Origin of the sequence: Xanthomonas sp. fls2-241-TYG-148 (genome assembly GCF_030208815.1) — a bacterium.
In the GTDB taxonomy this organism is placed as follows: domain Bacteria; phylum Pseudomonadota; class Gammaproteobacteria; order Xanthomonadales; family Xanthomonadaceae; genus Xanthomonas; species Xanthomonas campestris.
Window position 1 is genome coordinate 124,464 of sequence record NZ_JARVTE010000004.1, and the last position, 26,113, is coordinate 150,576.

26 protein-coding genes, 2 tRNA genes and 2 other RNA genes are annotated in these 26,113 nt (G+C 63.8%); 21 read left to right on the top strand and 9 right to left on the bottom strand.

Annotated elements, in window-relative coordinates; translation table 11 throughout:
• Nucleotides 1-50 precede the first annotated feature (50 nt).
• A non-coding RNA gene (locus QRM60_RS08485) (sX9 sRNA) lies at nt 51-125 on the top strand.
• A 3-nt stretch (nt 126-128) separates the two neighbouring features.
• On the opposite strand, the gene QRM60_RS08490 is transcribed toward QRM60_RS08485, so the two are convergent.
• Nucleotides 129-1,724 carry a M4 family metallopeptidase gene (locus QRM60_RS08490; protein WP_285445976.1) on the bottom strand — a complete coding sequence of 532 codons (1,596 nt, stop codon included), beginning with the start codon at nt 1,722-1,724 and terminating at the stop codon, nt 129-131.
• A 319-nt stretch (nt 1,725-2,043) separates the two neighbouring features.
• Here QRM60_RS08490 and QRM60_RS08495 point away from each other — a divergent pair.
• Nucleotides 2,044-2,118, top strand: a non-coding RNA gene (locus QRM60_RS08495) — sX9 sRNA.
• 183 nt (nt 2,119-2,301) lie between these two features.
• On the opposite strand, the gene QRM60_RS08500 is transcribed toward QRM60_RS08495, so the two are convergent.
• The 3 genes from QRM60_RS08500 to QRM60_RS08510 form a co-directional block, all read right to left on the bottom strand.
• The gene (locus QRM60_RS08500; protein ID WP_343237648.1) at nt 2,302-4,182 is read right to left on the bottom strand and encodes a peptidoglycan-binding protein; all 1,881 of its coding nucleotides are present in this window, start codon (nt 4,180-4,182) and stop codon (nt 2,302-2,304) included.
• Between the two features lie 51 nt (nt 4,183-4,233).
• Complete coding sequence (locus QRM60_RS08505; RefSeq protein WP_285446032.1) at nt 4,234-4,899, bottom strand: hypothetical protein; 666 nt, start codon at nt 4,897-4,899, stop codon at nt 4,234-4,236.
• Between the two features lie 224 nt (nt 4,900-5,123).
• Entirely contained in the window at nt 5,124-6,050 is a 927-nt protein-coding gene (locus tag QRM60_RS08510; RefSeq protein ID WP_186829727.1) for a phosphoribosylaminoimidazolesuccinocarboxamide synthase, read from the bottom strand.
• 330 nt (nt 6,051-6,380) lie between these two features.
• On the opposite strand from QRM60_RS08510, the gene QRM60_RS08515 reads away from it, so the two are divergent.
• Complete coding sequence (locus tag QRM60_RS08515; protein ID WP_011035707.1) at nt 6,381-6,710, top strand: DnaJ domain-containing protein; 330 nt, start codon at nt 6,381-6,383, stop codon at nt 6,708-6,710.
• Between the two features lie 408 nt (nt 6,711-7,118).
• Here QRM60_RS08515 and QRM60_RS08520 read toward each other — a convergent pair whose 3' ends face one another.
• Entirely contained in the window at nt 7,119-7,958 is an 840-nt protein-coding gene (locus QRM60_RS08520) for an outer membrane beta-barrel protein (RefSeq protein ID WP_014509222.1), read from the bottom strand.
• A 264-nt stretch (nt 7,959-8,222) separates the two neighbouring features.
• Here QRM60_RS08520 and rpe point away from each other — a divergent pair, with 264 nt between their 5' ends.
• From rpe to QRM60_RS08575, 11 genes are all read left to right on the top strand, one after another.
• The gene (rpe, locus tag QRM60_RS08525) at nt 8,223-8,924 is read left to right on the top strand and encodes a ribulose-phosphate 3-epimerase (protein WP_016945174.1); all 702 of its coding nucleotides are present in this window, start codon (nt 8,223-8,225) and stop codon (nt 8,922-8,924) included.
• The gene (locus QRM60_RS08530; protein WP_115575989.1) at nt 8,921-9,412 is read left to right on the top strand and encodes a GNAT family N-acetyltransferase; all 492 of its coding nucleotides are present in this window, start codon (nt 8,921-8,923) and stop codon (nt 9,410-9,412) included. The genes rpe and QRM60_RS08530 overlap by 4 nt, the downstream gene beginning before the upstream one ends.
• 374 nt (nt 9,413-9,786) lie before the next feature.
• Nucleotides 9,787-10,716 (top strand): lipid kinase YegS, encoded by a 930-nt coding sequence (yegS, locus tag QRM60_RS08535; protein WP_285445977.1) that lies wholly within the window; start codon nt 9,787-9,789, stop codon nt 10,714-10,716.
• Nucleotides 10,717-11,185: 469 nt separating this feature from the next.
• A complete protein-coding gene (gene trpE, locus QRM60_RS08540) occupies nt 11,186-12,661 on the top strand; it encodes an anthranilate synthase component I (RefSeq protein ID WP_040940492.1) in 1,476 nt (491 codons plus the stop codon).
• Nucleotides 12,661-13,737 (top strand): aminotransferase class I/II-fold pyridoxal phosphate-dependent enzyme, encoded by a 1,077-nt coding sequence (locus QRM60_RS08545; protein ID WP_285445978.1) that lies wholly within the window; start codon nt 12,661-12,663, stop codon nt 13,735-13,737. Before trpE ends, QRM60_RS08545 begins: the two co-directional genes overlap by 1 nt.
• An 18-nt stretch (nt 13,738-13,755) precedes the next feature.
• Nucleotides 13,756-14,544: an SIMPL domain-containing protein gene (locus tag QRM60_RS08550; RefSeq protein WP_115541163.1), complete on the top strand. Its 789-nt coding sequence runs from the start codon at nt 13,756-13,758 to the stop codon at nt 14,542-14,544.
• 10 nt (nt 14,545-14,554) lie between these two features.
• Nucleotides 14,555-15,133 carry an aminodeoxychorismate/anthranilate synthase component II gene (locus tag QRM60_RS08555; protein ID WP_228878533.1) on the top strand — a complete coding sequence of 193 codons (579 nt, stop codon included), beginning with the start codon at nt 14,555-14,557 and terminating at the stop codon, nt 15,131-15,133.
• Nucleotides 15,134-15,257: 124 nt separating this feature from the next.
• Nucleotides 15,258-15,890 carry a flavin reductase family protein gene (locus QRM60_RS08560; RefSeq protein WP_042597311.1) on the top strand — a complete coding sequence of 211 codons (633 nt, stop codon included), beginning with the start codon at nt 15,258-15,260 and terminating at the stop codon, nt 15,888-15,890.
• Nucleotides 15,891-16,014: 124 nt separating this feature from the next.
• The gene (gene trpD / locus QRM60_RS08565; RefSeq protein ID WP_285445979.1) at nt 16,015-17,052 is read left to right on the top strand and encodes an anthranilate phosphoribosyltransferase; all 1,038 of its coding nucleotides are present in this window, start codon (nt 16,015-16,017) and stop codon (nt 17,050-17,052) included.
• A gap of 123 nt (nt 17,053-17,175) precedes the next feature.
• The gene (gene trpC, locus QRM60_RS08570) at nt 17,176-17,973 is read left to right on the top strand and encodes an indole-3-glycerol phosphate synthase TrpC (protein ID WP_116923196.1); all 798 of its coding nucleotides are present in this window, start codon (nt 17,176-17,178) and stop codon (nt 17,971-17,973) included.
• Nucleotides 17,966-18,682, top strand: coding sequence for a haloacid dehalogenase-like hydrolase (locus QRM60_RS08575; protein WP_040940498.1), 717 nt, complete (start codon nt 17,966-17,968; stop codon nt 18,680-18,682). The genes trpC and QRM60_RS08575 overlap by 8 nt, the downstream gene beginning before the upstream one ends.
• 335 nt (nt 18,683-19,017) lie before the next feature.
• On the opposite strand, the gene crp is transcribed toward QRM60_RS08575, so the two are convergent.
• Nucleotides 19,018-19,710 (bottom strand): cAMP-activated global transcriptional regulator CRP, encoded by a 693-nt coding sequence (gene crp, locus QRM60_RS08580; RefSeq protein WP_011035725.1) that lies wholly within the window; start codon nt 19,708-19,710, stop codon nt 19,018-19,020.
• A gap of 137 nt (nt 19,711-19,847) precedes the next feature.
• Here crp and speD point away from each other — a divergent pair, with 137 nt between their 5' ends.
• The gene (gene speD / locus QRM60_RS08585; protein ID WP_042597304.1) at nt 19,848-20,642 is read left to right on the top strand and encodes an adenosylmethionine decarboxylase; all 795 of its coding nucleotides are present in this window, start codon (nt 19,848-19,850) and stop codon (nt 20,640-20,642) included.
• 163 nt (nt 20,643-20,805) lie between these two features.
• A complete protein-coding gene (locus QRM60_RS08590; protein WP_011035726.1) occupies nt 20,806-21,120 on the top strand; it encodes a multidrug efflux SMR transporter in 315 nt (104 codons plus the stop codon).
• A 354-nt stretch (nt 21,121-21,474) separates the two neighbouring features.
• On the opposite strand, the gene coq7 is transcribed toward QRM60_RS08590, so the two are convergent.
• On the bottom strand, nt 21,475-22,128 hold the full coding sequence (gene coq7 / locus QRM60_RS08595; protein ID WP_011035727.1) for a 2-polyprenyl-3-methyl-6-methoxy-1,4-benzoquinone monooxygenase: 654 nt from the start codon (nt 22,126-22,128) through the stop codon (nt 21,475-21,477).
• Nucleotides 22,129-22,311: 183 nt separating this feature from the next.
• On the opposite strand from coq7, the gene rplM reads away from it, so the two are divergent.
• Together rplM and rpsI are read left to right on the top strand one after the other, a co-directional pair.
• Entirely contained in the window at nt 22,312-22,740 is a 429-nt protein-coding gene (gene rplM / locus QRM60_RS08600; RefSeq protein ID WP_003483082.1) for a 50S ribosomal protein L13, read from the top strand.
• A 2-nt stretch (nt 22,741-22,742) separates the two neighbouring features.
• Nucleotides 22,743-23,135: a 30S ribosomal protein S9 gene (rpsI, locus tag QRM60_RS08605; protein ID WP_011035728.1), complete on the top strand. Its 393-nt coding sequence runs from the start codon at nt 22,743-22,745 to the stop codon at nt 23,133-23,135.
• A gap of 800 nt (nt 23,136-23,935) precedes the next feature.
• Here rpsI and QRM60_RS08610 read toward each other — a convergent pair.
• Both QRM60_RS08610 and QRM60_RS08615 read right to left on the bottom strand, forming a co-directional pair.
• A tRNA-Gln gene (locus QRM60_RS08610) sits at nt 23,936-24,010 on the bottom strand.
• Between the two features lie 54 nt (nt 24,011-24,064).
• Nucleotides 24,065-24,141, bottom strand: a tRNA-Met gene (locus QRM60_RS08615).
• A gap of 117 nt (nt 24,142-24,258) precedes the next feature.
• On the opposite strand from QRM60_RS08615, the gene QRM60_RS08620 reads away from it, so the two are divergent.
• The 3 genes from QRM60_RS08620 (at nt 24,259) to bfr (ending at nt 25,860) form a co-directional block, all read left to right on the top strand.
• On the top strand, nt 24,259-24,876 hold the full coding sequence (locus tag QRM60_RS08620) for an RNA pyrophosphohydrolase (protein ID WP_076053443.1): 618 nt from the start codon (nt 24,259-24,261) through the stop codon (nt 24,874-24,876).
• Nucleotides 24,877-24,956: 80 nt separating this feature from the next.
• Nucleotides 24,957-25,166 carry a (2Fe-2S)-binding protein gene (locus QRM60_RS08625; protein ID WP_011035730.1) on the top strand — a complete coding sequence of 70 codons (210 nt, stop codon included), beginning with the start codon at nt 24,957-24,959 and terminating at the stop codon, nt 25,164-25,166.
• A 223-nt stretch (nt 25,167-25,389) separates the two neighbouring features.
• Nucleotides 25,390-25,860, top strand: a complete 471-nt coding sequence (bfr, locus tag QRM60_RS08630) for a bacterioferritin (RefSeq protein WP_011035731.1) — start codon at nt 25,390-25,392, stop codon at nt 25,858-25,860.
• Nucleotides 25,861-26,113: the final 253 nt, after the last annotated feature.

The following is a 26,113-nucleotide window of genomic DNA, read 5'->3' on the forward strand; positions in this document are numbered from 1 at the left end:
AAAACAACTGCGCCGCCGCCAGGCGGGCGCGGCCGGTGCGCGAAATCGGCATGTACCTACGTACACGCCGGTTCCTCCGCGCCCTCCGCACCCACCGGACGGCTGCTTGCTCCGTTTTGTTAGTCGCTCTAGTTGACCGAGACCGCACTCCAGGCCGCAGCCACCGCCCGGTACTGGCTGGAGGTGCTGCCATACAGATCGGTCGCCGCGCTGAGCGTGGCGCGCCGTGCCGCGGCGTAGTTGGTGGACGATGTCATGTAGACAGTGAGCGCGCGATACCAGATGCGGCTGGCCGCAGCCCTGCCGATCGCGGTCAACGCCGTGTTGCCGTTGCAGACCAAGCCGGCCGGCGTCACGTTCCAGCTGGTGCCTGCACCGAAGCCACTCGGCACCACCGCGCCTTCGGCCAACAGGTAATAGAAATGGTTGGCCACACCGGAGCTGTAATGCACGTCGAGCGAGCCCAGGCTGCTGCTGTAGCAGTCCGGTGAATCGCCATCCAGGCTCGGCTTGAACATGTAGCGCAGCGCCAGCGTGCCGGTGGTGTTGCGGGGCACGATCTTCTCGCCGATCAGGTAATTGCCCGGCTGCGCGCTGTTGTTGGCCGAGTACTCCACCATCGCGCCCATGATGTCGGAGGTTGCTTCGTTCAAGCCGCCGGATTCGCCGGAATACACCAATCGCGCTGTCCGGCTGGTCACGCCGTGGGTCATCTCATGGCCGGCCACATCCACCGACACCAAGGGTGTAAATGCGCTGCCATCGCCATCGCCGAAGGTCATGCAAAAACAGCTGTCCGACCAGAAGGCGTTGTTGTAGCGGCTGCCGTAATGCACGCGACTGCGTGCACCGGCGCCGTCGTTGGCGATGCCGCTGCGTGCATGCGCGGTTCGATAGTAGTCCCAGGTCAACGCCACGCCGTAATGCGCATCCACCGCCGCGGTCACCGTATCGCTGTTGGCGCCGCTGCCCCATGCATTATCGGCGTCGGTGACCAACGTGCCGTTGCCGGAGGTGCTGTTGCGCATGGTGTAGGTGGCACCGCCACCGCGACTCAAATCTGTCAGCTCATACCCGCTGCTGCAACGCGTGGTCGACAGCGCCACGCTACCGGCATACAGCGCGCGCCCGGTGCCGGCCGCACTGGTCCCACCGGCGCAGGCGGTATGCACCGTGTCCCAGGACTCGAGAATGCGTTGATCCACCGCATCCACGATGTAATGCATTTCGGTAGGCGTCTGATCGGGTTTGATGCCGCTGTAGATCACTTCATACACCAGGCGCGGCGTGCCTTGCCGCGCGTACAGCGCCAGGCTTGCACGCGGTGCGGCATCGGGCGCCACATCGAAGCGCGTGCCGGCCACGCGCATAGCGGTCGCCGCATCGATGCCGGGCACCGTGGCCGGGCGTAGCGTGGTGGCCATGGTCTGGCTCAACTCGCGCATCACCCCGCGCCGCGAATGCACCACCACATCGCCACCGATCACCGGCAACCCCTGATACGTGCGATCAAAGCGCACATGCTCGGTGCCATCGGCATCGACGATGCTGTCGCGCGCGATGAAGGCATCGGCCTGCGCACGATTGACCAGCGCTGCGGCGTTGTTTCCCAGCAGGGACTGCGCGCGCGATACCGCCGCAGTGGTCGACAAATCAGCCGCAGTAGCGACAGCAGAAAACGATAGCGCGCAGCAAATTGCCGCGCCCAGTACATGGAATTGCATGACGACTCTCTCCAGAAAACGTGCAATGCAAAGACCGGCTGCCCCCCGATCGCCGGTCGCCGATGACACCTAGGGTGTCGGCAGCTACGCTTGCACAGTCCCGAACTGGACAGTAGTAAAAGTTACAGAGGTATTGCGTTCTGTGCGCCCGGCCACTTTGCGCTGCGGACCGCATCGCAGAGATGTGCCTGTCCCGTTGCGCGTAAGGTTCCCGCACGACTGCATCCGCGCAACCTCTTGTCGCGTTCAGCAGGTTTAGAGCAGCGATCAAAACTACTGCGCAGCCGCCAGGCGGGCGCGGCCGGTGCTCGGAATCCTCATGTACCCACGTACACTCCGGTTCCTCCGCGCCGTCCGCACCCACCTGACGACTGCTCGCTACGTTTTGTTAGCCGCTCTTATTGGGAGCGCCGACGTGCGCGTCATGCGGCAGGCAATCACGGTCAATGACGCCGCTCCACGGATTCAAATATGTGACGTCTCGCTTCTACCCGAGTGCATGAAGCTGCGCCAGGTAAACGGCAGATACAAAAAAGCCGGCCAGACAGGCCGGCCGGCTCTTTCGTGCATCGTGAACTCAGCGACCGCCGATGGCGACCTTTTGCTGCTCTTCGTGCGCCTGTTGTTGTTGCGACTGGCCAGCCAGAAGCTGCGCGCTGGTCTGCTCCAATGACGGGGCAGGCTGGTTCAGATCCACCGCCGCACGGAACCCTGGCGTGGTGCCCATCACGAACGCCTTGCCGTCCTGCACCGTCACGTTCTGCAGCTTATCTGCGCTGTCGATGCCATTCTGCTTGGCCTGCAAAGTGACGTTGGCAGCAGTCTCATTAGAGATCATGCTCGGCAGCTTGCTGCGGATCGCATTGTGCAACGCATGGTCCGGATGCGAGGCATCGTTGAGCGACGGCCCCTTGGGCGCAGCGGCCTGCGTTTCGCCCGCCTGCGACTGGGTCTGCGCCGGTTGTGTGGACAGCGCGGCCTGCGTATTGCGGCCCACCACCCCGTCGGGCTGCAGCCCATGCTGCTTCTGAAACGCGATCACCGCCTCCCGTGTGTTGTCCCCAAAACGACCATCTTCCGCAAGCCGGTTGCCCTGTGCGTCGCGTACACCAAGACGATTCAGGCCCTGCTGCAGCGATTGCACTTCGTCCCCGCGGGTCCCGTGCTTGAGTAGGTGCTGAGCGGTGGCATCACCCGTGCCTTGGTGAATTTGCGACACATTCGCAGGTGTCTGAGTGCGCGCAGCGGTGGGTTCAGTCGTGCCATGGAGTGGTGCACGGACCTGGAATTCGGGTTTGGGAGTCAACGCACCAACGATACGCGTACCGCTGCCATCCCAGTAGCCGCCGGGAGTGATGGTGACTTCGGCCGGCCCCGTGCTGCCCTGGGAGCCGATGAACTGGATATTCCCCTTTGCGTCGTAGCCTTTGAAAATGCCGACATGCTGGCCCTGCGACGACGAGAACATCAAAATGTCGCCCTGCTGCAACGATCCATTCGGTTTGCGCGCCTCTGCGGCAGACGTGACGTCGAAATGCTCGCGCGCATAGGGCGTGATGTTGGTGCCGCTGAACAGCTTGGCGGTCGTGAAGGCAGCCGCATTCTCTCCGGGCACATCGTACCCAGCATTTTTGAGTCCCCGCCAGACGAAAGCTGAGCAATCCACTCCCCGCCGTCCATCTCCGTCGGCGTCACGCTCTAGCCGGCTGCTATCTCGACCGGGGCGCGGGTTGTCTGGACGCCCATACTCATACTTCTGACTTCCGCCGAGGAAGTGCTGATACGCCTCGTTATAAACGGCCGCACCACCGGCAGCTGCTGCCACCTGGCCGGCCACAGGCGTGTTCCCCGCCTTTGCAGCGGGTGATTGCGTTTGCACTGGTGCTGGTGCTGGTGCCGGTGTGTGCGAGGGTTGCTGGACGGTCGCTACCTCGCCTGCGCGCCAGCCCTCAAAACGCCGAATTCCATCTGCAAGTACCTCGCGTTCGCGGACACTCATCTGCCCAACAGTTTTCTCGCGCAAGTCCACGCCGTGTCGATCGCCCTCGGCAAAAATCGCGGCCGCCTGCTCCTTGTGGTGGGTTTTGCCACTGTAGTCGGCGGTCGAATAACTGGGCAGCATCTCCTCGACGGTCTTTTCTGCGAAGCGACGCTCTAGGAGCTGAATTTTGGCTGCGCGGCCGGCCTCGTAGCTTTCGAAGACAGCATTGCCCCACTGGTCCAGGCCAACCACACCCTGGTAACGGTTCTGAGCGGCATCGAGTGCCTGCTCACGGGTACGTGGGTTATGGACAGTCGTATCGGCACTTCCGGCGAATTCAAATTTGAGGTTGCCGGGATTGTTGTTGCGCCATGATACGGTGCCTCCAGAGCGCGTGATGATGCTGCCATCGTCCATTTCCAGCGTACGTGTCGTGCCTACGCTACTGACCACACGGGTAATTTTTGGATCCGACATGAGCTGTTCCTTTGCTGGTTGGTTGGTCGAACCTGATACGGATTAGACGGCTCACAATCCGTTCGAAAATACATCGAGTGCATCCGCACTCACCCATCCTTGTGCACAATTTCCAACGTACTGTCCTGGTGCTTCTGCGTGGCAGCTCTCGCCACTTGAAGGCTTGATCTGCTTGATCGGCCTGTCGCCATAGGTTTTACACAATACGTTGTTCTTGCACTTGGCAATGGTGTCCGCTGGAATTGCGGCAACGTAGTAATAAAGCGGGTTCTGTCCTGCGCGGCCGATTGCCTGGACGCAGACAAGCTGGCCTTTTGCTAAGTTTGTTGTCGTCGTTGCTTTGCTGCCGGTGGCGGGCACAACATCCAATAAATCAACTCCCTTCGCCTGGGCTACGCCGGCAAAAAATCCCTCATCGCCACAATCGGGTGAAAGCTCCACATCATAAAAGTCGCCGCTGTCGAGATTGCCTGCTGTGCATCCTTTTGCGGTTTTGATATCCGTGCACGTGACACCGGTGGCCTGTATCAGCGCGCCAAGCTTGTCGTTGGCCGCCGGCGCTGCGGGTTTGCTGGTTTGCTCAGGTGCTACTGCAGCGGGAGCGGCAGGGGCAGCAGACTCGCCGGCGGTGCAGGCGCTCAGTGCGAGCAATAAACCGGGAATTACCACACTGCGGAAGGGAGGCAGCATGCGGAAGAGGTGACTTGACCGAGCCATTGCGACCTCGTTGGGCAAGAGAGCACGCCATCGCGGCGAGCTTAGTGGAATAAATGGATGCGAGTGTGTGCAGTGGCCGTCATGAAGTTTCACGTGCAACCGTCAGCCTCGCCTCAGTTGGCAGTCGATTGCCTCGAAACGCGCCGAGTATGTCAGCGCTTTAGTCACAACGGCGTCAGCGTAATGCGACGTTTTACCCCCCTTTAAATCGGGGGGGCAAATCATCAATCAACCGAAATATTGGCCAACCTCTGCAACGCCTCGGCGTATTTGGCGCGCGTGCGTTCGATCACTTCGGCCGGCAGGCGCGGGCCAGGTGCGGTTTTGCCCCAGTCCAGGGTTTCCAGGTAATCGCGCACGAACTGCTTGTCGTAGCTCGGCGGGCTGGTGCCCAGTTCGTACTGGTCGGCTGGCCAGTAGCGCGAGGAGTCCGGGGTCAGCATCTCGTCCATGATGTACAGGCGGCCATCGGCGTCGGTGCCGAACTCGAACTTGGTGTCGGCCAGCAAAATGCCGCGTTCGGCGGCAAAATCGGCGGCGAAGCGATAGATGCGCAAGGTAGCATCGCGCACGCGCTCGGCCAGCTCGGCGCCGACCGTCTTGACCATCGCGTCGAAGTCGATGTTTTCGTCATGGTCGCCGACAGCGGCCTTGGTCGAGGGGGTAAAGATCGGCTCGGGCAGTTTCTCGGCCTGGCGCAGGCCATCGGGCAATTCGATGCCGCTGATCTTGCCGGTGCGCTGATAGTCCTTCCAGCCGCTGCCGATCAGATAGCCGCGTGCGATCGCTTCCACTGGCACCGGCTTGAGCTTGCGCGTGACCACCGCGCGCTTGGCGTACAGCGCTGGATCCACGCCCTCAGGCAGCACCTGCTCGACGCGGATGTCCACCAGATGGTTGGGCATCAGGTGTTCGGTCTTGTGGAACCAGAAATTGGACACCTGGCAGAGCATTTCGCCCTTGCCGGGAATCGGGTCGGGCAGCACCACGTCGAACGCAGACAGGCGGTCGGTGGCCACCATCAACAGGTAGTCGCCGGGGGGCGCATCGGCGGGCAGGCGGTCGCGGGGAATGTCGAAGACATCGCGGACCTTGCCACGGTGGCGCAACGGCAGGCCGGGGAGATCGGATTGCAACAGCGTGGTCGACACAGGCACTCCTAAGGACGTCGCAATGACGCTGTCCCCAGGACCCGGCGGGCCCGCGGGTAGGCAGCGGGCCGCGTAGTGTACGGTGCTTCGCGGCGCCCCGCTGCACGCAGTGGCTGGCAGGCGCTGCAAGCTTACGGCCATGGCCGCTGTGCCGAACCGGCAGGGCCGACGGCCGCACCCGGGTGTCAGGCACGCTGCCGCCGGCATGCGGCGCGTCGCAAACGTACCCGGTACTTCGGCCATGAGCGCCTCGCACGCCGATCGACAGCCAAGCCACACAGGGCTTCGGGTAAAATCGCCGGCCCGCCTCTTTGGCTGCCGATCGCCCCCATGTCCTGGTACGGAAAATTGCTCGGCGCACTTGCCGGCGCCTTGCTGTTCCGCGGGGCGCCGCTGATCGGGGTGATGATCGGCCTGGCGATCGGGCATGCGGTGGATGCGGGCTGGTTCAAGCGCCGCGAAGAGAACCCCTACGAGGCTTTGGGCCTGGAAGCAGACGCCACCAAAGCCGAGATCGACCTGGCGTATCGCCGCCTGATGTCGCGCTACCACCCCGACAAGGTGGCCAACGCCAGCCCGGAAGACCGCCGGCAGGCCGAAAAGAAGGCCAGCCAGATCAACGCCGCCTACGACCGCATCCAGCGGCAGCGCAAGCGCTGAGGTCTGACGGAAAGCGGGGCAATGGGCCGCAGCAAGATCATCAGATCAATGCGGGGCTGCCTGATCGTATTTGCCCAACATCAGGAGTGCGTTGCTAAGCCATCCTCAGCCTTTGACGCCGCGCATTGCGGGCACAGCCTCTCCCATAGGCCTGGCTCTCTCTGGCCAGAACTGCAGGAATGGAGGAACAGGCCTTGGAACAGTCCGCGACTGGGCCTTGAACGCGCCAAATTAAACGGAGACTCGATGCGCGCATCGCTTGGCGAGACGCGTTCCAGAACTGCCCCCGGAACAGTCGGCGAGGTCTTACGTAAACGCCCAGGAACCTAGAGATTCCTGGGCGCACACGGGGCGAATATGTCACCCAGCACCCAGCACCCAGCCCTCAGGCCAGGCCCTTTCGCCGGATCAGAAGCGGTAGCTGGCGGTCAGGCGGATCGCATTGGACGAAAAATCCGTGTCCGTGCGGCGTAGGTCGGTGCCGGCCGGGTTCACGCGCAGGAACGGGTTGGTCGCCGGGGCGGTGCCCGGGCCGACGCGCACGCGGGTGTCTTCGTCCTGCAGGCGGGTGAACAGATATTCCACGCCCACCGAGACATGGTCGCTCAAGCGACGCTGCAGCCCGATGCCGGCCTGGTAGCCATTTGCGCTGTCGCCACCGCTGCCAGTGAAGCTGTTGGCGGTGTTGCTGCTGGCAAAGCTGTGGTCGAACTCGCCGCGCGCCACGCCGGCGGTGACGTAGGCGAGGTAATCGCCCTGCGCGCCGAACGCATAGCCCACGCGCCCGCGCAGCGCGGCGGTGCGATTGAGCTGGCGGGTAAAGGTGTACAGCGCCGGTGTGGTGCTGAAGGCGCTGACGCTGTCGCGCAGGTCGTTGCGCGTGTACTCGGCCACCACGCCGTAGACCCAGTCGCCCACCTGCCAGTCGTAGCCGGCTCGCACGCCGTATTCGGCACCGCCCTTGTCCTTGCTGCACCCGCTCGCCGGCGTGCGCCCGGCCGCGGCGCCACCGCAGAAACCCGGCGAAAACGCATCTGCCCCGGTGGCGGTGCTGACCTGGTCGCCGTCGCGGCCGTCCAGGTTGGTATCGAAGCCGAAACGGCCGCCGGACACGCCGGCCGGGTCGGCGCCGCCCACATTGGCCCCCAACGAGAAGCCGGACCAGTCAGCGGGGCCGGATTGCGCCCAGGCCGAGGGGGCTAGGGCCAATAGAACGAGGGCAGCGGAAGCGAGCGGGGTGGTTTTCATGCGGTCTCCTGACATCTGGCGCGGCGCGCCGGTCCAGTACCTACGCGCTCGCGTCCGCTGCGGATGCACGCATCGTCGCGTTTTGGGAGGCTGTCGTGGATTTGGAAGGCCTGCCAGGCAGCGGCTCTGGTCGATCGAGTGCAATACCGCCGGTGTTGGCTGCGCCAGGCGCCCATCGCCGGCAGGCAACGCCAAGCCGGCCCGGAGTTCAACCGCACGCCTGCCGCCGCGCTCGGCTTTCCTCGCCGCGCCACGGTTGCGACAATGGGGCTCCTGCATTTTCCCGAGCTGCCCATGCAACCGACGGCGATCGCCCCGTCCATCCTGTCTGCCGATTTCGCCCGCCTGGGCGAGGAAGTGGACAACGTCCTGAAGGCCGGTGCCGACTGGGTGCACTTTGACGTGATGGACAACCACTACGTGCCCAACCTGACCATCGGCCCGATGGTCTGCCAGGCGCTGCGCAAGCACGGCATCACTGCACCGATCGACGTGCACCTGATGGTCGAACCGGTGGACCGCATCGTGCCGGACTTTGCCGACGCCGGTGCCACCACCATCAGCTTCCATCCCGAAGCCAGCCGCCACGTGCACCGCACCATCCAGTTGATCAAGTCGCATGGCTGCCAGGCCGGGCTGGTACTCAACCCGGCCACGCCGGTCGATATTCTCGATTGGGTGCTGCCCGAGCTGGATCTGGTGCTGGTGATGTCGGTCAATCCCGGGTTCGGCGGCCAGGCCTTCATTCCCTCGGCGCTGGACAAGCTGCGCGCCATCCGCAGCAAGATCGATGCGCTGGGCAAGCCGATCCGCCTGGAGATCGATGGCGGCGTCAAGGCCGACAACATCGGCGCGATCGCTGCCGCCGGTGCGGATACCTTCGTGGCCGGCTCGGCCATCTTCAATGCGCCTGATTACGCGCAGATCATCGCGCAGATGCGCGCGGCGGTGGATGCAGCGCGATGAGTCAGGCGCCGCTGCAGATCCGCTCCGCCACGCCCGCCGATGCGGCGCTGCTGCATGAACTGGTCACCGCGCTGGCGGTGTACGAGCGCGAGCCCGACGCGGTGAAGGCCACGCCGGAGGATCTGCGCGCCAGCCTGTTCGGCGACGGTGCCACCGCGCACGCGCTGCTCTGCGAGCAGGGGGGCCAGGTGCTTGGGTTCGCGGTGTATTTCTTCAATTACTCCACCTGGCTGGGCCGCAACGGCCTGTATCTGGAAGACCTGTTCGTGCGGCCGCAAGCGCGCGGGCAGGGCGCCGGCCTGGCGCTGCTGCGGCACCTGGCGCAGCTGGCGGTGGATAAGGGCTGCGGACGCTTCGAGTGGTCGGTGCTGGACTGGAACCAGCCGGCGATCGAGTTCTACCAGGCCGTGGGTGCGCGCCCCATGGAAGGCTGGACCGTGTACCGGCTCGACGGCGAGCGCCTGGCGGCGTTTGCTGCAGGTAGCTGAGGCGGCGGGGCAAGGGACGAGCCGCGCGTAGGCCGGGCTTCTAGCCTTGCCTGGCGGTTGACGCCCGCTTAGGCGCGCAGCGCAGGCTCTGCCCAGGGCATCCTGCTTCGACCATGCGGCCCGTGGCCAAGCGACCGCGCGTCACCTCGCCACCCCTGCGAAACACGCATAAAAAAAAGGCCGCCCCAATGGAGCGGCCTTCAAGAAAATTTGGAGGCTGATCCTGCCTCCGCCCGTCGTCCCTGCTATGGCCTTCTATCCTCCGGGTCATCGATGACATGCCGATGACAGGTGCGGGCGCTGCGTATTCACGATCCACGCATTCCGCCGCTGCTAGCCTGCGCGCACCACACCTCCTCCCATCGGCAGCGCGCATGGCCCCGTCCCACTGGCGACTGATCCTCAACGGCAAATCCACCGACAACGAGGATCTGCGCGAGGCGGTGGGCGTGCTGCGCAAGCGCGGCATCCAGCTCGATGTACGCGTGACCTGGGAAGAGGGCGACGCCGAGCGCTATGTGGCCGAAGCCATCGCCGATGGCGTACAGACCGTGGTCGCCGGCGGCGGCGATGGCACGCTGAGCGAAGTGGCCGCCGCACTGGCCCACCACCAGGACGACGCCGCCACGCTGCCATCGTTGGGCCTGGTGCCGCTGGGCACCGCCAACGATTTCGCAACTGCCGCCATGATCCCGCTCGAACCGCTCGGCGCCCTGGGCCTGATTGCCGAACGTGCCGCCGAGTCCATCGACCTGCTGCGTATCGACGCCGACCACGGCCCGCACTGGTGCGCCAATGTGGCCAGCGGCGGCTTCGGCACGCAGGTCACCGTGGAAACCGATGAGGGCCTGAAGAAGATGCTCGGCGGGCTGGCCTACCTGATCACCGGCATGTCGCGGCTGGGGCGGATCGACCCGATCAGTGCCCGCTTCACCGGCCCGGATTTCAGCTGGGAAGGCGAATTCATCGCACTGGGCCTGGGCAACGGGCGCCAGGCCGGCGGTGGCCAGGCGCTGTGCCCGGAAGCGCTGATCGACGACGGCCTGCTCGATGTCACCATCGTGCCCGCGCTCAACGGCGAGGTCGCCGCCACGCTGGGTACCCTGGTCACCGGCGGCAAGCAGGCCGCGCTCGAACGGGTTGCGGTGCGCACCCGGCTGCCCTGGCTGGAGATCGCTTCCGTGCAACCGCTCACCTTGAATCTGGATGGCGAACCGGAAACCTCGCGGCATTTCCGCGTCGAATGCGTGGCGGCCCGCCTGCGCATGCATTTGCCGATCGATTGCCCGTTGCGGAGCGCTTGAAGCTGGGAATGGGGAATGGGGGAGTCGGGATTCAAGCGAAGCAACTGCGGCTCAAGCGAAGCAACCGCCAACGCATCGCTGTAAGCCCCTCTCCCTTTGGGAGAGGGGTTGGGGTGAGGGTCCCTGTGCCGACACACATGCCGCTACCAGGTAGCTCGCTCTGCACTAGCGCACGGCAATGTCTCACCTTGTGCGAAGAACGCGCTCCACAACAAGGACGCGCTATCCGGAGCCGATGTCGGTCAGCCTGAGACGCCATAACCAACACCGCCCAACCTGGCACAACCCACCCTCGCAATTCCCGCAGTTTTCGCCTTGGCACCTGCTGCCCTAAACCGGCAGTTGCGCTACAGTACCCACGTGTCCCGCCTGACGACTCCACGCTCCTTCTCTTCCGCTCGCCGCTGGTGGCGATGGTGGCCCGTTGCCGTCGTCCGCCCCGCCACAGAGTCCCGGAAGGAAAGTCGTCTTGATCACTGCAGAGCAGTTCCAGCGCCAGGCCGCTGAAGGCCACACCCGTATCCCCGTTGTCCGCGAAGTGCTGTCCGACCTGGACACGCCCCTGTCGGTCTATCTGAAACTCGCCGACGGCGCCTACACCTACCTGTTCGAATCGGTCGAAGGCGGTGAGCGCTTCGGGCGCTATTCCATCATCGGCCTGCCGGCGCGACGCGTGTACAGCTTTCGCGGCCACACGCTGGAAGTCAGCGAACACGGCGAAGTGCTGGAGACCCGCGAAGTCGCCGACCCGCTGGCCGAAGTCGACGCCTTGCGCGCCGAGCATTCGGTGCCTCAGCTCGATGGCCTGCCCGGCTTCACCGGCGGGTTGGTCGGTTGGTTCGGCTTCGAATGCATCCAGTACATCGAACCGCGCCTGGGTAGCGGGGAGAAGCCCGATGAACTGGGCACGCCGGACATCCTGCTGATGCTCTCCGAAGAGCTGGCGGTGTTCGACAATCTCAAGGGCCGCCTGTACCTGATCGTGCATGCCGATCCGCGCCAGCCGCAGGCCTATGTGCGCGCCAACCGCCGCCTGGACGAACTGGCGCATCGCCTGCGCCAGGGAGGCGCCGGCTATCCGCAGGCGCAAATTTCCGATGCCATCGACGAATCGGATTTCCATTCTTCGTTCACCCGCGAGGAGTACCACGCGGTGGTGCGCAAGGCGCAGGAATACGTACGCGCCGGCGACATTTTCCAAGTGGTGCCGTCGCAACGGTTGCGTGTTCCGTTCCGTGCGCGTCCGGTGGATGTGTATCGCGCGCTGCGTGCGCTCAATCCATCGCCGTACATGTACTTTCTCGATGTCGGCGGCACCCAGGTGGTCGGCTCCTCGCCGGAAATCCTGGCGCGCCTGCGCGATGGCGTGGTCACCGTGCGTCCCATCGCCGGCACCCGCCCACGCGGCGCAACACCGGAACTGGACAAGGCGCTGGAAGACGAATTGCTGGCAGACCCGAAAGAGCGCGCCGAGCACGTGATGTTGATCGATCTGGGCCGCAACGATGTCGGCCGCGTGGCCGAGCCGGGCACGGTCAAGGTGGGCGAGCAGTTCGTGATCGAGCGCTATAGCCACGTCATGCACATCGTCAGCGAAGTCACCGGCACGCTCAAAGCCGGCCTGAATTACAGCGACGTGCTGCGCGCGACATTTCCCGCCGGCACTGTCAGTGGCGCACCGAAGATCCGCGCCCTGGAAATCATCCGCGAACTGGAGCCGGTCAAGCGCAACGTGTATTCCGGCGCCGTGGGCTACATCGGCTGGCATGGCGACGCCGATACCGCGATTGCGATCCGCACCGCCGTGATCCAGGACGGCTATCTGTATGTGCAGGCCGGCGGCGGCGTGGTCTACGACTCCGACCCCGATCTGGAATGGCAGGAAACCATGAACAAGGGCCGCGCCCTGTTCCGCGCGGTTGCTCAGGCCGCCAAGGGGCTGTGATGGACGGGCAGGGCGGCGGCCCACGCATCAGCTTTCGCAACGATTACAGCGAGGGCGCACATCCGCGCGTCTTGCAGGCATTGGCGCAGGCCAGTGCCGAGCAAAATGGCGGCTACGGCACCGATCGGCATAGCGAACGTGCTGCGGCATTGATTCGCACTGCCATCGCGCAACCGCAGGCCGCCGTGCATCTACTGGTCGGCGGCACGCAGACCAACCTGATTGCGATCAGCGCATTTTTGCGCCCGCATCAGGCGGTGATTGCGGTGGAAGCCGGCCACATCGCCACGCACGAAACCGGCGCGATCGAGGCCACCGGACACAAGGTGCTCACCGTGCCCGCGCTGCACGACAAGCTGACGCCTGCCTTGATCGCGCCACTGCTTGCGGTGCACAGCAACGAGCACATGGTGCAGCCGCGGCTGGTGTATCTCTCCAATAGCACCGAGAGCGGAACCATCTACACGCGTGCCGAACTTGAGGCGCTCGCGCAGTTCTGCCGCGCGCACGACTTGCTGCTGTATCTGGATGGCGCGCGTCTGGGCGCGGCATTGACTGCCCATGGCAACGATCTGGATCTGCCCACCATCGCCGCGCTCACCGATGCGTTCTACATCGGCGGCACCAAGAATGGCGCCTTGCTCGGCGAAGCGTTGGTCATCGTGACGCCCGCACTGCAGGCCGATTTCCGCTACCTGATCAAGCAACGCGGTGCGCTGCTGGCCAAGGGCATGGTGCTGGGTGCGCAGTTCGCTGCGCTGTTCGAAGAGGGGCTGTTCTTTGAATTAGCCGCGCATGCCAATGCAATGGCGCAGCGGCTGCGCGCCGGCTTGCTGGCCGCCGGCGCCGAATTCACCAGCAACTCGCCGACCAACCAGCAATTCATTGCCGTGAGCGCGCAGCAGGCCGAGCAGATCGCGCAGCGCTACGATTTCGAACGCTGGGAAACGCGTAGTGATGGCCGCCTGGTGATTCGCTTCGTGACTTCGTGGGCCACGACGCCCGCCGCGGTCGATCGTCTGTGTGCGGATGTTGCCTCGCTTGTGCAAGACCCAAAATCTCAGGACCGTTTCTAGGACACAAGGATGATGACGATGAAAAAAATCGTAGGTTGGATGCTCGCTGGCGCCCTGATGTTGCCCGTGGTGGCATCGGCACAGATCAACACGCTGCCCTCCCAACCGCACTTGCTGGTGAAGGGGCAGGCATTTCGTACCGTCGATCCGGATCGTTTCATCGTCGACCTCAAGATCAGCAAGATCGACCTGCAGCCAGATCTGGCACGGCAGTTCGTCGAGGAGCGCGCCAAACAGGTCTTGCAGGGGCTTCAGCGCAATCACGTCATGAGGGATTCGCTCTACGCCTCGGCACTGTCGATCTCTCCGCAATCGCGCTACGAGAACGGCAAGCTGGCTTTCCAGGGAACCCAGGTGGAGCGCAAGATCCGCGGCACCTTCATGTCCTTGAAGGACGTGCGCGCCTTCCTCGGCGGGCTGGATGCCAACGAGAATGTCCAGGTGCTGTCGATGCAGACAGCATTCGCCGACGCGGCCGCCTTGCGCGCAGCACTCAAGCGCGAAGCGGCCACGCAGTCACGCGAATCTGCCCAGGGTCTGGCCGCTGCCTACGGCGTTCGACTTGGCGGGATTTACAGCATCTCCGATGTAGCGCCGAGTTTTGCTTACGGTGTCGAAGCAGGCACCTGGTCCGCCCCTGCAGTGCCCAGGCCCGGCTCGGCCGTATCGCCGCCTTCGCCACCGGCACCGCCTCCCCCGCCACCACCTGCACCAGGTGCGGGCGCGCAGGGTCTGGGCGAAAGTTTGCTGACCGGCACCATCACCTACACCGAAAACATCTATGCGGTCTTCCTGATCGCGCAATGAGTCCCTTGCCATGCTGCTGATGCTCGATAACTACGACAGCTTCACCTACAACCTCGTGCAGTACCTGCAGGCCCTGGGTGCCGAGGTGACGGTGGTGCGTAACGATGCAATGCGCGTCGATCAGATCGCTGCGCTCAAACCCGAGCGCATCGTGATTTCGCCGGGGCCGTGCACGCCGAACGAGGCTGGCATCTCGTTGCAGCTGATCGAGCAGCTGGGGCCGACCACGCCCATCCTCGGTGTCTGCCTGGGCCACCAGAGCATTGGTCAGGTGTACGGCGGCGATGTCATTCGCGCCGGCAACATCATGCATGGCAAGACCTCGCCGATCCGCCATGAAGGCAAGGGCGTGTTTGCCGGGCTGCCGGATAGCTACCAGGCCACGCGCTATCACTCCCTGGTGGTGGACAAGACCACCTTGCCGCCAGACCTGGAAGTCACCGCGTGGACCGAAAATCCGGACGGCTCGATGGAAGAGATCATGGGCCTGCGCCATCGCCAGTTTCCGGTGGAAGGCGTGCAGTTCCATCCGGAGTCGATCCTCACCCAGCACGGCCATGCGTTGCTGAAGAATTTCCTGGAGCGCTGAGCGTCGCTGCCTGCGCCAACGCGCATGCAGCACAGCAGACATGCGCGCCGCAACGCACAGCTCTTCCCATCGCGGCGCCAACGCATCCACTTCCCGCACTAGCACCGCAATGCCCTGGACCACGATGAACCCGCCCAGCGACACCTTCCATTTCTACGAACCCGCGCAAGGCCACGGGCTGCCGCACGATCCGTTCAATGCCATCGTCGGCCCGCGGCCGATCGGCTGGATCGGCTCGCGCAGCGCCGAGGGCATCGTCAACCTGGCGCCGTACAGTTTCTTCAACGCCTTCAACTACACCCCGCCGATCGTCGGTTTTGCAAGCATTGGCTGGAAGGACAGCGTGCGCAACATCGAGGCCACCGGGGTGTTCACCTGGAATCTGGCCACGCGCCCGTTGGCCGAGGCGATGAATGCCAGCGCTGCGTTGGTGCCGCAGGAGGTCGACGAGTTCGAGTTGGCCGGCCTGCAGGCCGCGCCGTCGCGGCTGATCGACGTGCCGCGGGTGGCGGCCAGCCCGGTGAGCTTTGAGTGCCGGCTTAGCCAGTTGATTCCGTTGCAGGCTGCCGATGGGCAGCCCATCCAGACCTGGCTGGTGCTGGGCGAAGTGGTCGGCGTGCATCTGGCGCACGCGGCGCTGAGCGATGGCATTTACGATCCGGCCGCCGTGCACACCATCCTGCGCGCCGGTGGCCCGGCCGATTATTTTGAAGTGCAGGCGCAGGCGCGCTTTCGCATGCGGCGCCCGGGGCAGTGACCAGCGGGTGGCACTGATTCGGTCCTGCGCACGCAGGCGTACGCACGGGGTTTGCTCGGTCACGCTGGCCCCGCACACTGCGCGCATCGCCTGAAGTCTTTCTTCTTACTCCACGGTTGGTTCCATGCCCATCACCCCACAACAAGCCCTGCAACGCACCATCGAGCACCGCGAGATCTTCCATGACGAAATGGTCGATCTGATGCGGCAGATCATGCGCGGCGAGGTGTCCGATGCCATGGTCTCGGCCATCCTGACCGGCTTGCGGGTCAAGAAGGAAACCATTGGCGAGATCGCCGGTGCGGCCACGGTGATGCGCGAGTTCTCGCGCCGCGTGGAGGTCACCGATCGCCGCCACATGGTCGATATCGTCGGCACCGGCGGCGACGGTTCGCACACCTTCAACATTTCAACCTGCGCCATGTTCGTGGCCGCTGCCGGCGGCGCAAAAGTCGCAAAACACGGTAACCGCAGCGTGTCGTCCAAGTCGGGCAGTGCCGACGCCTTGGAGGCACTGGGCGCGGTGATCGAATTGCAGCCCGAGCAGGTGGCTGCATCGCTGGCGCAGACCGGCATCGGTTTCATGTACGCACCCGTGCATCACCCGGCGATGAAAGTGGTGGCACCGGTGCGCCGCGAGATGGGCGTGCGCACCATCTTCAATATTCTCGGCCCGCTGACCAATCCCGCCGGTTCGCCGAACATCTTGATGGGCGTGTTCCATCCGGATCTGGTGGGCATCCAGGCGCGCGTGCTGCAGGAGCTGGGTGCCGAGCGCGCGCTGGTGGTGTGGGGCCGCGATGGCATGGACGAACTCTCGCTGGGTGCCGGCACCCTGGTTGGCGAGTTGCGCGACGGGCAGGTGCACGAATACGAAGTGCATCCGGAGGATTTCGGCATTGCCATGTCGGCCAGCCGCAATCTCAAGGTGGCCGATGCCGCCGAGTCGCGCGCGATGCTGTTGCAGGTGCTCGACAACGTGCCCGGCCCGGCGCTGGACATCGTGGCGCTGAACGCTGGCGCGGCGCTGTACGTGGCCGGCGTGGCTGACAGCATCGCCGATGGCATCGTGCGCGCCCGCCAGGTGCTCGCCGATGGCTCGGCACGTGCCCGTCTGGACGCCTATGTCGCCTTCACGCAGCACGCCACCGCACAAGGCTGATTCCCGTGTCCGGCCACGCTGGCCGACACTCTCACGGCGGCGCTGGCATGCTGCGCAGCGCGCCCTGGTCAGGTCGCCGCCATGATCTTGACCGATAATGCCCGCCCGCCAGGACCCGACACGATGAGCGATATTCTCAACACCATCCTTGCCCGCAAGGCCGACGAAATCGCCGAGCGCAGTGCACGCGTGCCGCTGGCCGAGCTGGTCGCGCGTAGCGCAGACCTGCCGCTCACCCGCGGATTTGCCGCCGCCATGAAGGCCAGCATTGCCGCCGGCGAGCCAGCCGTGATTGCCGAAGTGAAGAAGGCTAGCCCGTCCAAGGGCGTGATCCGGCCTGACTTCCACCCGGCCGACATCGCGGTCAGCTACGAGTTCGGTGGTGCCAGCTGCCTGTCGGTGCTGACCGATGTGGATTTCTTCCAGGGCTCCGATGCGTATCTGCAGCAGGCACGCGAGGCCTGCACCTTGCCGGTGCTGCGCAAGGATTTCACCGTCGATCCGTACCAGGTCTACGAGGCGCGCGTGCTGGGCGCCGACTGCATCCTGCTGATTGTCTCGGCGCTGGAGGACCAGCAACTGGCCGACCTGTCCGGTCTGGCGATGCAGTTGGGCCTGGATGTGCTGGTGGAAGTGCACGACATCGACGAGCTCGAGCGTGCGGTGCAGGTGCCGGTGCCCCTGGTGGGCATCAACAACCGCAATCTGCGCACCTTCGAGGTGTCGCTGCAGACCACCCTGGACATGCGCGCAGCTGTGCCGCGTGATCGTGTCCTGGTCACCGAAAGCGGCATCGTCACCGCATCCGACGTGCAGTTGATGCGCAGCAACGGCGTGAACGCGTTTCTGGTCGGCGAGACCTTCATGCGCGCGCCCGAACCCGGCGAAGCACTGCGTCAGCTATTCTTCGCGCATGACTGAGTCGTATCCCGCCCCGCGCGAGGACGCACCGCTGGTGGTCTTCGACTTCGATCACACCCTGTACGACGGCGATTCCGGCAGCCATCTGTTTGCCTGGCTGATCCGCCGCAACCCGTTGCGCCTGCTGGTGGCGCTGTTGGCCTCGCCGATCCTGGGGCCCATGGTGGCGATGCTGCCCACGCGTCGGCGCGGCGTGTCCGGCTATGTCTGGATCGCCACCTTCGGCCTGCACCGTGCACGCGAGTTCAATCGCTTCATTGACGCCTACGTGCTCAAACATGAAGCGCAGATCCGGCAGCGGCTGCTGCCGCATGCATTGAAGGTCTTCACCGAACACCGCGCTGCAGGCGACCGGGTAGTGGTGGCGACTGGTGCGCCGCCGGAGTTGGCACGCGCAATCCTGGGCTTCGTTGCGCATCAGGATGTGCCGGTGATCGGCACCTTGGTGGGGCCGCGCCTGGGTGCAGTGACCGCACGCCGGCACTGCCACAACGAAGAAAAGATGCGCATGCTGCGCGAACGCGGCTATGCCGATATCGCTATTGCCTATTCGGACAGCACCGCGGATCTGCCGCTGCTCAAGGCCGCGCGCGCACCGGTCGTGGTCAACCCCAAGGCCAATCGCGAGAGCCTGTTCCGCCAGGTACTGCCCGCAGGCACCCCGATTCTCAACTGGGGCTGTCGCGATCGCGGTGGCAAGGCGCTCTAACCGCGCCGATCACCGGCAGCCCGTACGCGCTTGGTGATCACTATAGAAAGCGTCGCTGCGGCCTTCGGTGATCTCGTCCGCGAGAACATGGATCACGGGCGAACCCCTGCAAACGGATAACGCAACAACTGTGACGCAGTCGATGCGCAGTAGCTGCCGTACATCACCCACAGGTCCTGCAAAGCAATGTTGCGATCTGTGGACTGGGTCGCGCTACGGATGGGCTCGCTAAGGCGATATGCAGCGCTCTGGCGCAGCGTTTGGCCGGTTTTGCGCCGGCGCCACCGGTATTGCGAAGCGATCGGTGCGCCAGCGCACCGATCGCCACCATGCGCTTAGCGCGTGCCGTACAACACGACGGTCTTGCCGCGTGCGTGCAACAGGCCATCGGCCTGCAACTTCTTCAGGACGCGTCCGGCCATTTCGCGCGAGCAGCCGACCAAGCGCGCGAGTTCCTGCCGCGAGACGCGCAACTGCGTGCCCTGCGGATGGCTCATCGCCTCCGGCTCCTTCGACAGATCGTGCAGCGTGCGCACGATGCGATCGGTCACATCCAGGAACGCCAGGCGGCTGGCTTTCCTTGTGGTATCGAGCAGGCGTTTTGAAAGCTGAACGCCAATGGCGTACAGGATTCGCGGCGCATCCGGCGACAAACTCGTCTGAAACAGCTGCTGCAGGCGCTCGTAGCTGATTTCAGCCAACTCGCATTGCGTGCGGGTGCGCAGGATCACTTCGCGCGTATCGGATTCGATGAACAACCCCATCTCACCAACGAACTCGCCGCTACCGAAGTAGCCCAGCACCAACTCACGATCGTCATCTTCCTCGGCAATGATGCTCACCGAGCCGCTGATCACGTAGTAGAGGGTGCCAGCGGGGTCTCCCGGCCGGAACACATCGGTCCGGGTCGGATAGCGCCTGCGGTGGCTGTGCGCCAGGAATCGCTCAATGGTGCCCGCGTCCAGCGTCAGTGAGGGGGTAGCGTTACGTACCGTCGTAGTCACAACCGTCGTGTTCCCTAGGCTCATGGTAGTTCCGCGTGTAATTCCTGAAGCTTAACGGCATGAGTCATGCAAGGTAAACCATTCTCAACGCCGGCATTTCGTTGATGAGAGCTTTGGCCCATAATTGCCCCCTTTCCCGTCTTCCCAAAGGACCGACCGCCGTGGTCAAGCCGTTGCCTCGTCTGAGGCTGCAGGGGTTCAATAACCTCACCAAGGCGTTGAGCTTCAACATCTACGACGTCTGCTATGCACGTACCGAAGAGGAGCGTCAGCGCTACATCGAGTACATCGACGAGCAGTACGATGCGGACCGTCTGACCCAGATCCTGACGGATGTGGCCGAAATCATCGGCGCCAACATCCTCAATATCGCGCGTCAGGATTACGATCCACAAGGTGCGTCGGTGACGATCCTGATCTCGGAAGAGCCGGTGATCGACAAGAAGCAGGCCGGCAAGGAGCTCATCTCCGACGCCGTGGTTGCGCATATGGACAAGAGCCATATCACTGTCCATACATACCCCGAGACGCATCCCCAGGAAGGCATCGCCACCTTCCGCGCCGATATCGATGTCGCCACGTGCGGCGTGATTTCGCCGCTGAAGGCGTTGAACTACCTGATCGAGAGTCTTGAGTCCGACATCGTGATCATGGACTACCGCGTCCGTGGCTTTACCCGCGATGTGAAGGGCAAGAAGCACTACATCGACCACAAGATCAACTCGATCCAGCACTTCCTCGCCAAGAACGTGAAGTCGCGCTACGAGATGTTCGACGTCAACGTCTACCAGGAAAATATCTTCCACACGAAGATGCATCTGAAAGATTTCGACCTGGATCAGTACCTGTTCGAAGAGCGCGCGAAGAACCTCTCGTTCAAGGAGCGCATGAAGATCGAAGCACTGCTCAAGCGCGAGATCGAAGAACTGTTCCACGGCCGCAATCTGAGCGAATAAGCGTAGCTTCGACCGTTGCGCCGCTGCTTGCAGCTGCGCAACCACATGACACGGCGGGACGGCCCGCCACGCGATGACCTCGCGTTCCATAGCCGACGGCGGCCCGGTGTGCAGACACCGGGTCGCTTTTTTTTTGTCCGTTTTTTCTGTGAGGAGTGATGTGATGCCCTGGATCTATCTGGTGTTGGCCGGCCTGTTCGAAATCGGCTTTGCCCTGGGACTCAAATACAGCGACGGCTTCAGCCGCCTGTGGCCGAGCGTGCTGACGATCGGCCTGGCCGGCGTGAGTCTGTGGTTCCTGACCCAGGCGCTGAAGACCATCCCGGTGGGCACCGGCTACGCCATCTGGACCGGCATCGGCGCGCTGGGCGTGACCATCGCCGGGATCGCGCTGTTTGGCGACAGCGCCTCGTGGTCGCGGCTGGCCTGCATCGGCTTGATCGTGGCCGGCGTGATCGGTTTGAAGCTGGTGTCGTAGTTGTAGTCAGTCCTGCTTCGCAGGCCTGCCTTCCGAGGTTTGCTCTGCAAAACTTGGGCCCCACTCCGTCGCAGCCTATCCCCGCGCCTTTGGCGCGCCTCAACAAAAGGGGACTCTGCTGCAGCGGCGTGCGCCGAGGCATGCGGCGCGATTGGGTCAGGCGTCGGAGTCGTCGTCAGACACTCATGCCGAAATCGCCGTTGGCGGACACGGCATGGCGCGCGTCTCACCGTGCAATCTGCGTGGGGACGCGTGCAAGATTCTGACCGCCAGCCGCCAGCCGCCAGCCGCCAGCCGCCAGCCCCCAGCCGCCAGCCGCCAGCCGCCAGCCGCCAGCCGCCAATCCCCAATCCCCTAGAAACGGTAGGCGATGGTCTTCATCAGTTTGGAGGCCAGGGCCATCGCGCTGGGGATCGGTGGCGGCAGAATGCGTGCGCCGGCCTGCTCGGCGTGATCGGCGTGGCGTGCTTCGTCGATCTTCATCACGCGCAGGATCGCGCGGCTGCGCTGGTCGGTCTCGGGCAGGGTCTCCAGGTGTTCGTCCAGATGCGCCTCCACCTGCCGTTCGGTTTCCACCACAAAGCCCAGGCTCCAGTCGTCGCCACGCAGCCCGGCGACAGCGCCGAGTGCATAGCTGCCGGCGTACCAGAGCGGGTTGAACAGGCTGGGGCGGCTCTCCAGCTCGCGTAGCCGGTCCGCGCACCAGGCCAGGTGGTCGGTCTCTTCCTGCGCGGCGGTGAGGAGGTGCTGGCGGGTGTGGTCATCGCGCGCCACCGCGGCCTGGCCAAAATACAGGCCTTGCGCGCAGACCTCTCCGACGTGGTTGATCCGCATCAGTCCGGCGGCGTGCTGGCGTTGCGCGGGTGCCAGGGCGGCATCGGGAGTGTCGCCAGCGGGATTGGGGCGCTCGGCCGGCGGATTGCCGAACACCGTGTCCAGCGCGCGCTGGGCTTCGACCAGCAGGCGGTCGAGCGGGCTGTGCAGTCGGGAAGGGGGGATCTGGGTCATGTAGGGATTCTCGCCCCCGGTCGACGTGCTGCCAACCACTGCCGGCCATGTGAGGCCTCGACTTGCGCCGGGGAGGGGCGTCCCGTACAATCCCGCCTCTTCTGTTTCGCCTTCACAACGCGTGGCAAAGTTCCAGCGGTCATTGCCGCTGCAATCCGCCCGACCACACTCAAGAGTTTTCTCATGACTACGTTCACCGCCAAGTCCGAGACCGTCCAGCGCGACTGGTATCTCGTTGACGCCGCCGGCAAGACGCTCGGCCGTCTGTCCACCGAATTGGCTCGCCGCCTGCGCGGTAAGCACAAGCCTGTTTACACCCCTCACGTCGATACCGGCGATTACCTCGTGGTAATCAACGCCGAGAAGATCGTGGTCACGGGTAACAAGCTGAAAGACAAGAAGTATCACCGCTTCACCGGCTACATCGGTAACTTGAAGACCGAGAGCCTGGAGCAGGCGCTGCAGCGCCACCCGGAGCGCGTGATCGAAATCGCCGTCAAGGGCATGCTGCCGAAGGGCCCGCTGGGCCGCACCATGTACCGCAAGCTCAAGGTCTATTCGGGTGCCGAGCATCCGCACGCCGCTCAGCAGCCGCAAGTTCTGGATATCTAATCATGGCTATCACGCAAAACTACGGCACTGGCCGCCGCAAGTCCTCCACCGCTCGCGTGTTCCTGCGCAAGGGTACCGGCAACATCACCGTCAACAACCGTCCGCTGGACGAGTTCTTTGGCCGTGAGACTGCGCGCATGATCGTGCGTCAGCCGCTGGAACTCACCAAGAACACCGAGAGCTTCGACATCCTGGTCACCGCATCCGGCGGCGGCACCACCGGCCAGGCCGGTGCGATCCGTCTGGGCATCGCCCGTGCACTGGTCGAGTACGACGAAACCCTGAAGTCCGAGCTGCGCAAGGCTGGCTTCATGACCCGTGACGCCCGTGAAGTCGAACGTAAAAAGGTCGGTCTGCACAAGGCGCGTCGCGCGACCCAGTTCTCCAAGCGCTGATCCATCGCGTTTGCTGCGTCCCGGTTCGCCGGGATGCTTCAAAAGCCCCGGCAATGCCGGGGCTTTTGTCGTTTTGGGCACGTCATTTTTTGGTCTGATTATTGGCGGCCGTCGTGTCATGCGGTGTGGTGCTGGTTTGGTCGAACGATCGGGCGTTGGTTGCCTCCGTCATGCGCATTTGGGCGTGTATGAGGCTCGCCTTCTGTTCGACTGGGAGTAGCGGCATCGGCGCCGTTTTGAGACTGATGCGGGCGAGTCACAAATCGGATGTGGCGAAGCGTGCCGTTCTGGGATGCCTTTTTTTCTGGTTGCCGGTGTTGTGGAAATCTTGACGAGGTCGCCGCTGTGGGGCGCACGTGGGCGCGATGTTCGCGATGGGCGTTACCTGGAAAGCTTCGTCGCGCGCTAGCTTGCTTGGCCCGCACTTCCGCGAGTAGCAGCTGTAACGTGGTGGAGCCGTTGCAGCGCGATCGTCGCGCACGAGCCTGGTGCTCCAGCCGTGTGCTGCGGGTTTTCTGATTGCTTGTGTTGTGGCAGCCGTGCCCGCTTGCTTCGGTAGGAGCGCGCTTGAGCGCGATGGGGTGTTACTGGGAAAGCTTCATCGCGCGCGAGCGCGCTCCTACAAAGTGCTTCCTCTGAAGTGCCTTCGCGCGTGCAAGCACTTGCAACGCAAGTCTGCTGCGCGAGGCGATCTCGGTGAGAGCAGGTGTCGCTCTACGCCAGCATGCTGTCGTTTACGTGCAGCGGCGAGATGGCGCGCAACAAAAAAGGCCCGATCGTTAGATCGGACCTCTCGTGTTTGGCTGCCCCGGATGGATTCGAACCACCGAATGCCTGAGTCAGAGTCAGGTGCCTTACCGCTTGGCGACGGGGCAATATAAAACGTGTTGGTCCAAGAGTATCGCATGCCTGTGATGGCCTGAACACCTTGGTGGCTATGGGTGGACTCGAACCACCGACCCCAGCATTATGAGTGCTGTGCTCTAACCGGCTGAGCTACATAGCCTAGGGAACCGCCTATTTTACGATGGGCGGAGATGTTGTCAAGCATTTCGTTTTCAGCTTGTGAGCCGGGCGTCGCCGTGGCAGAGTCGGTGACAGTAGATTTTCAGGAGTCCGCATCGTGATCGATCCGGACGGTTTCCGGCCAAACGTCGGCATTGTGCTGATGCGTGAGGATGGTCAGGTGTTCTGGGCGCGACGTGTGCGCAGGGATGGCTGGCAGTTCCCGCAAGGCGGCATGAATACCGATGAGACTCCGGTGGAAGCCATGTACCGCGAGTTGCGCGAAGAAACCGGGTTGTTGCCCGAGCATGTGGAATTGCTCGGTGCTACCCCTGGTTGGCTACGCTATCGCCTACCCAGCCGGGCGGTGCGTCGCAACGAACGCCAGGTGTGCATCGGCCAGAAGCAGGTCTGGTTCCTGCTGCAGTTCACCGGCCAGGAATCGCACCTCAAGCTCGACCATACCGACAGCCCGGAGTTCGATCACTGGCGCTGGGTGGATTTCTGGTATCCGGTGGAGCACGTGGTGATGTTCAAGCGCGGCGTGTATGCGCGTGCATTACGTCATCTCGCGCCACTCGCCCAGACCGTGGCCGGGCCTGCGGCGGTGGGCGTGATGCCGCAGCGTGCGCTGGAAGCCTGGTTGCCGGGCAGCAGCGCGGCCGGCCACGACCGGCCGCGCAAGCGCCCACGTAAGCGCGGCGGGGCTCTGCCTGTGCGGATTAATAATGATTAACGTTTGGAATTGACACCTATTCTCGTTTGCGGTGCAATCAGTCCCGGTCTCCTCCGGACCGCCAGCACCCGACCGATACCGTGTACGTCTGCATCTGTAATGGGGTCACCGACCACCAGATCCGCGAAGCGGCCGAGAACGGCTGCGCCAGTCTGGCCGAGCTGACCATGCGCACCGGCTGTGGCTCCAACTGCGGTTCCTGCCTGGAAATGGCGGGCGATTTGCTGAGCCAGGCGCATGCCAGCCGCGCATTGCCCTTGCCGATGTTGGGATTCGCCAGCGCTGCCTGAGTCTGGTTGTTGGCGTAGGTGCTGAGGCGCCACGCTTGGAGGCAAGCAGCGTCTAATCCTCTGCGGCCATCGAGCTTGGTAATGCCATTGGTGGCTGCAGCGACAGCAGGCCCAGCGAGTGACGCGCCAGCGGCGCGTTCCGCAACTGATCACGATTCGCGTTCCTTCATGCGCCGCGGCAACGCGTTAGAGTGCGGCCGGCTCACTGTCTCGGAGACATCGCATGAAGGGCGATACCAAAGTCATCGAGTACCTCAACAAGGTGCTCTACAACGAACTCACTGCGATCAACCAGTATTTTCTGCACGCCAAGATGCTGAAGAACTGGGGCCTGAAAGAACTGGCCGAGCATGAGTACAAGGAATCCATCGACGAGATGAAGCACGCCGACAAGCTGTCGGACCGCATCTTGTTCCTCGAGGGGCTTCCCAATTTCCAGGCGCTGGGCAAGCTGCGCATCGGCGAGAACCCGACCGAGATGTTCCGCTGCGATCTGGCGCTTGAGCGCGAGGCGGTCGTGGTGCTGCGCGAAGCGGTGGCCTATGCGGAGACCGTCAAGGACTACGTGAGCCGCCAGCTTTTTGTGGACATCCTGGAGTCCGAAGAAGAGCACATCGATTGGCTGGAGACCCAGCTGGATCTGGTGGCGCGTATCGGCGAACCGAATTATCTGCTGACCAAGCTGGACGACTGAACGCGCTGAGGGCAGCCGCAGCTCCTGCGGCTGCTGTGGTGAGTCGCTTGCGCGCGCGTGGCGTCTGCCCGTGCCCGCCTGCTGTTGCGGCTTCTCAACGTCGGTACCGTGGGCGCGATGATGACCAATGCAGGGGCGCATCGTTATCAACCTGTTGCTGACTTGCGCGCTCAAGCGCGCTTGCCCAGGACTGGCAAAGGCCAAGACGCGGTTGACGCCCGTTGAGAATTACGACGCTCGATTGAACAACTAC

Coding starts and splice junctions, on each gene's coding strand:
- QRM60_RS08555 (WP_228878533.1), top strand. CDS start 14,555: ATGCTGCTGATGCTCGATAACTACGACAGCTTCACCTACAACCTCGTG.
- QRM60_RS08545 (WP_285445978.1), top strand. CDS start 12,661: ATGGACGGGCAGGGCGGCGGCCCACGCATCAGCTTTCGCAACGATTAC.
- bfr (WP_011035731.1), top strand. CDS start 25,390: ATGAAGGGCGATACCAAAGTCATCGAGTACCTCAACAAGGTGCTCTAC.
- QRM60_RS08520 (WP_014509222.1), bottom strand. CDS start 7,958: ATGAAAACCACCCCGCTCGCTTCCGCTGCCCTCGTTCTATTGGCCCTA.
- rpe (WP_016945174.1), top strand. CDS start 8,223: ATGGGGCTCCTGCATTTTCCCGAGCTGCCCATGCAACCGACGGCGATC.
- QRM60_RS08590 (WP_011035726.1), top strand. CDS start 20,806: ATGCCCTGGATCTATCTGGTGTTGGCCGGCCTGTTCGAAATCGGCTTT.
- QRM60_RS08575 (WP_040940498.1), top strand. CDS start 17,966: ATGACTGAGTCGTATCCCGCCCCGCGCGAGGACGCACCGCTGGTGGTC.
- trpC (WP_116923196.1), top strand. CDS start 17,176: ATGAGCGATATTCTCAACACCATCCTTGCCCGCAAGGCCGACGAAATC.
- trpD (WP_285445979.1), top strand. CDS start 16,015: ATGCCCATCACCCCACAACAAGCCCTGCAACGCACCATCGAGCACCGC.
- yegS (WP_285445977.1), top strand. CDS start 9,787: ATGGCCCCGTCCCACTGGCGACTGATCCTCAACGGCAAATCCACCGAC.
- QRM60_RS08490 (WP_285445976.1), bottom strand. CDS start 1,724: ATGCAATTCCATGTACTGGGCGCGGCAATTTGCTGCGCGCTATCGTTT.
- QRM60_RS08530 (WP_115575989.1), top strand. CDS start 8,921: ATGAGTCAGGCGCCGCTGCAGATCCGCTCCGCCACGCCCGCCGATGCG.
- QRM60_RS08560 (WP_042597311.1), top strand. CDS start 15,258: ATGAACCCGCCCAGCGACACCTTCCATTTCTACGAACCCGCGCAAGGC.
- coq7 (WP_011035727.1), bottom strand. CDS start 22,128: ATGACCCAGATCCCCCCTTCCCGACTGCACAGCCCGCTCGACCGCCTG.
- QRM60_RS08515 (WP_011035707.1), top strand. CDS start 6,381: ATGTCCTGGTACGGAAAATTGCTCGGCGCACTTGCCGGCGCCTTGCTG.
- crp (WP_011035725.1), bottom strand. CDS start 19,710: ATGAGCCTAGGGAACACGACGGTTGTGACTACGACGGTACGTAACGCT.
- rplM (WP_003483082.1), top strand. CDS start 22,312: ATGACTACGTTCACCGCCAAGTCCGAGACCGTCCAGCGCGACTGGTAT.
- QRM60_RS08550 (WP_115541163.1), top strand. CDS start 13,756: ATGAAAAAAATCGTAGGTTGGATGCTCGCTGGCGCCCTGATGTTGCCC.
- QRM60_RS08505 (WP_285446032.1), bottom strand. CDS start 4,899: ATGGCTCGGTCAAGTCACCTCTTCCGCATGCTGCCTCCCTTCCGCAGT.
- QRM60_RS08500 (WP_343237648.1), bottom strand. CDS start 4,182: ATGTCGGATCCAAAAATTACCCGTGTGGTCAGTAGCGTAGGCACGACA.
- rpsI (WP_011035728.1), top strand. CDS start 22,743: ATGGCTATCACGCAAAACTACGGCACTGGCCGCCGCAAGTCCTCCACC.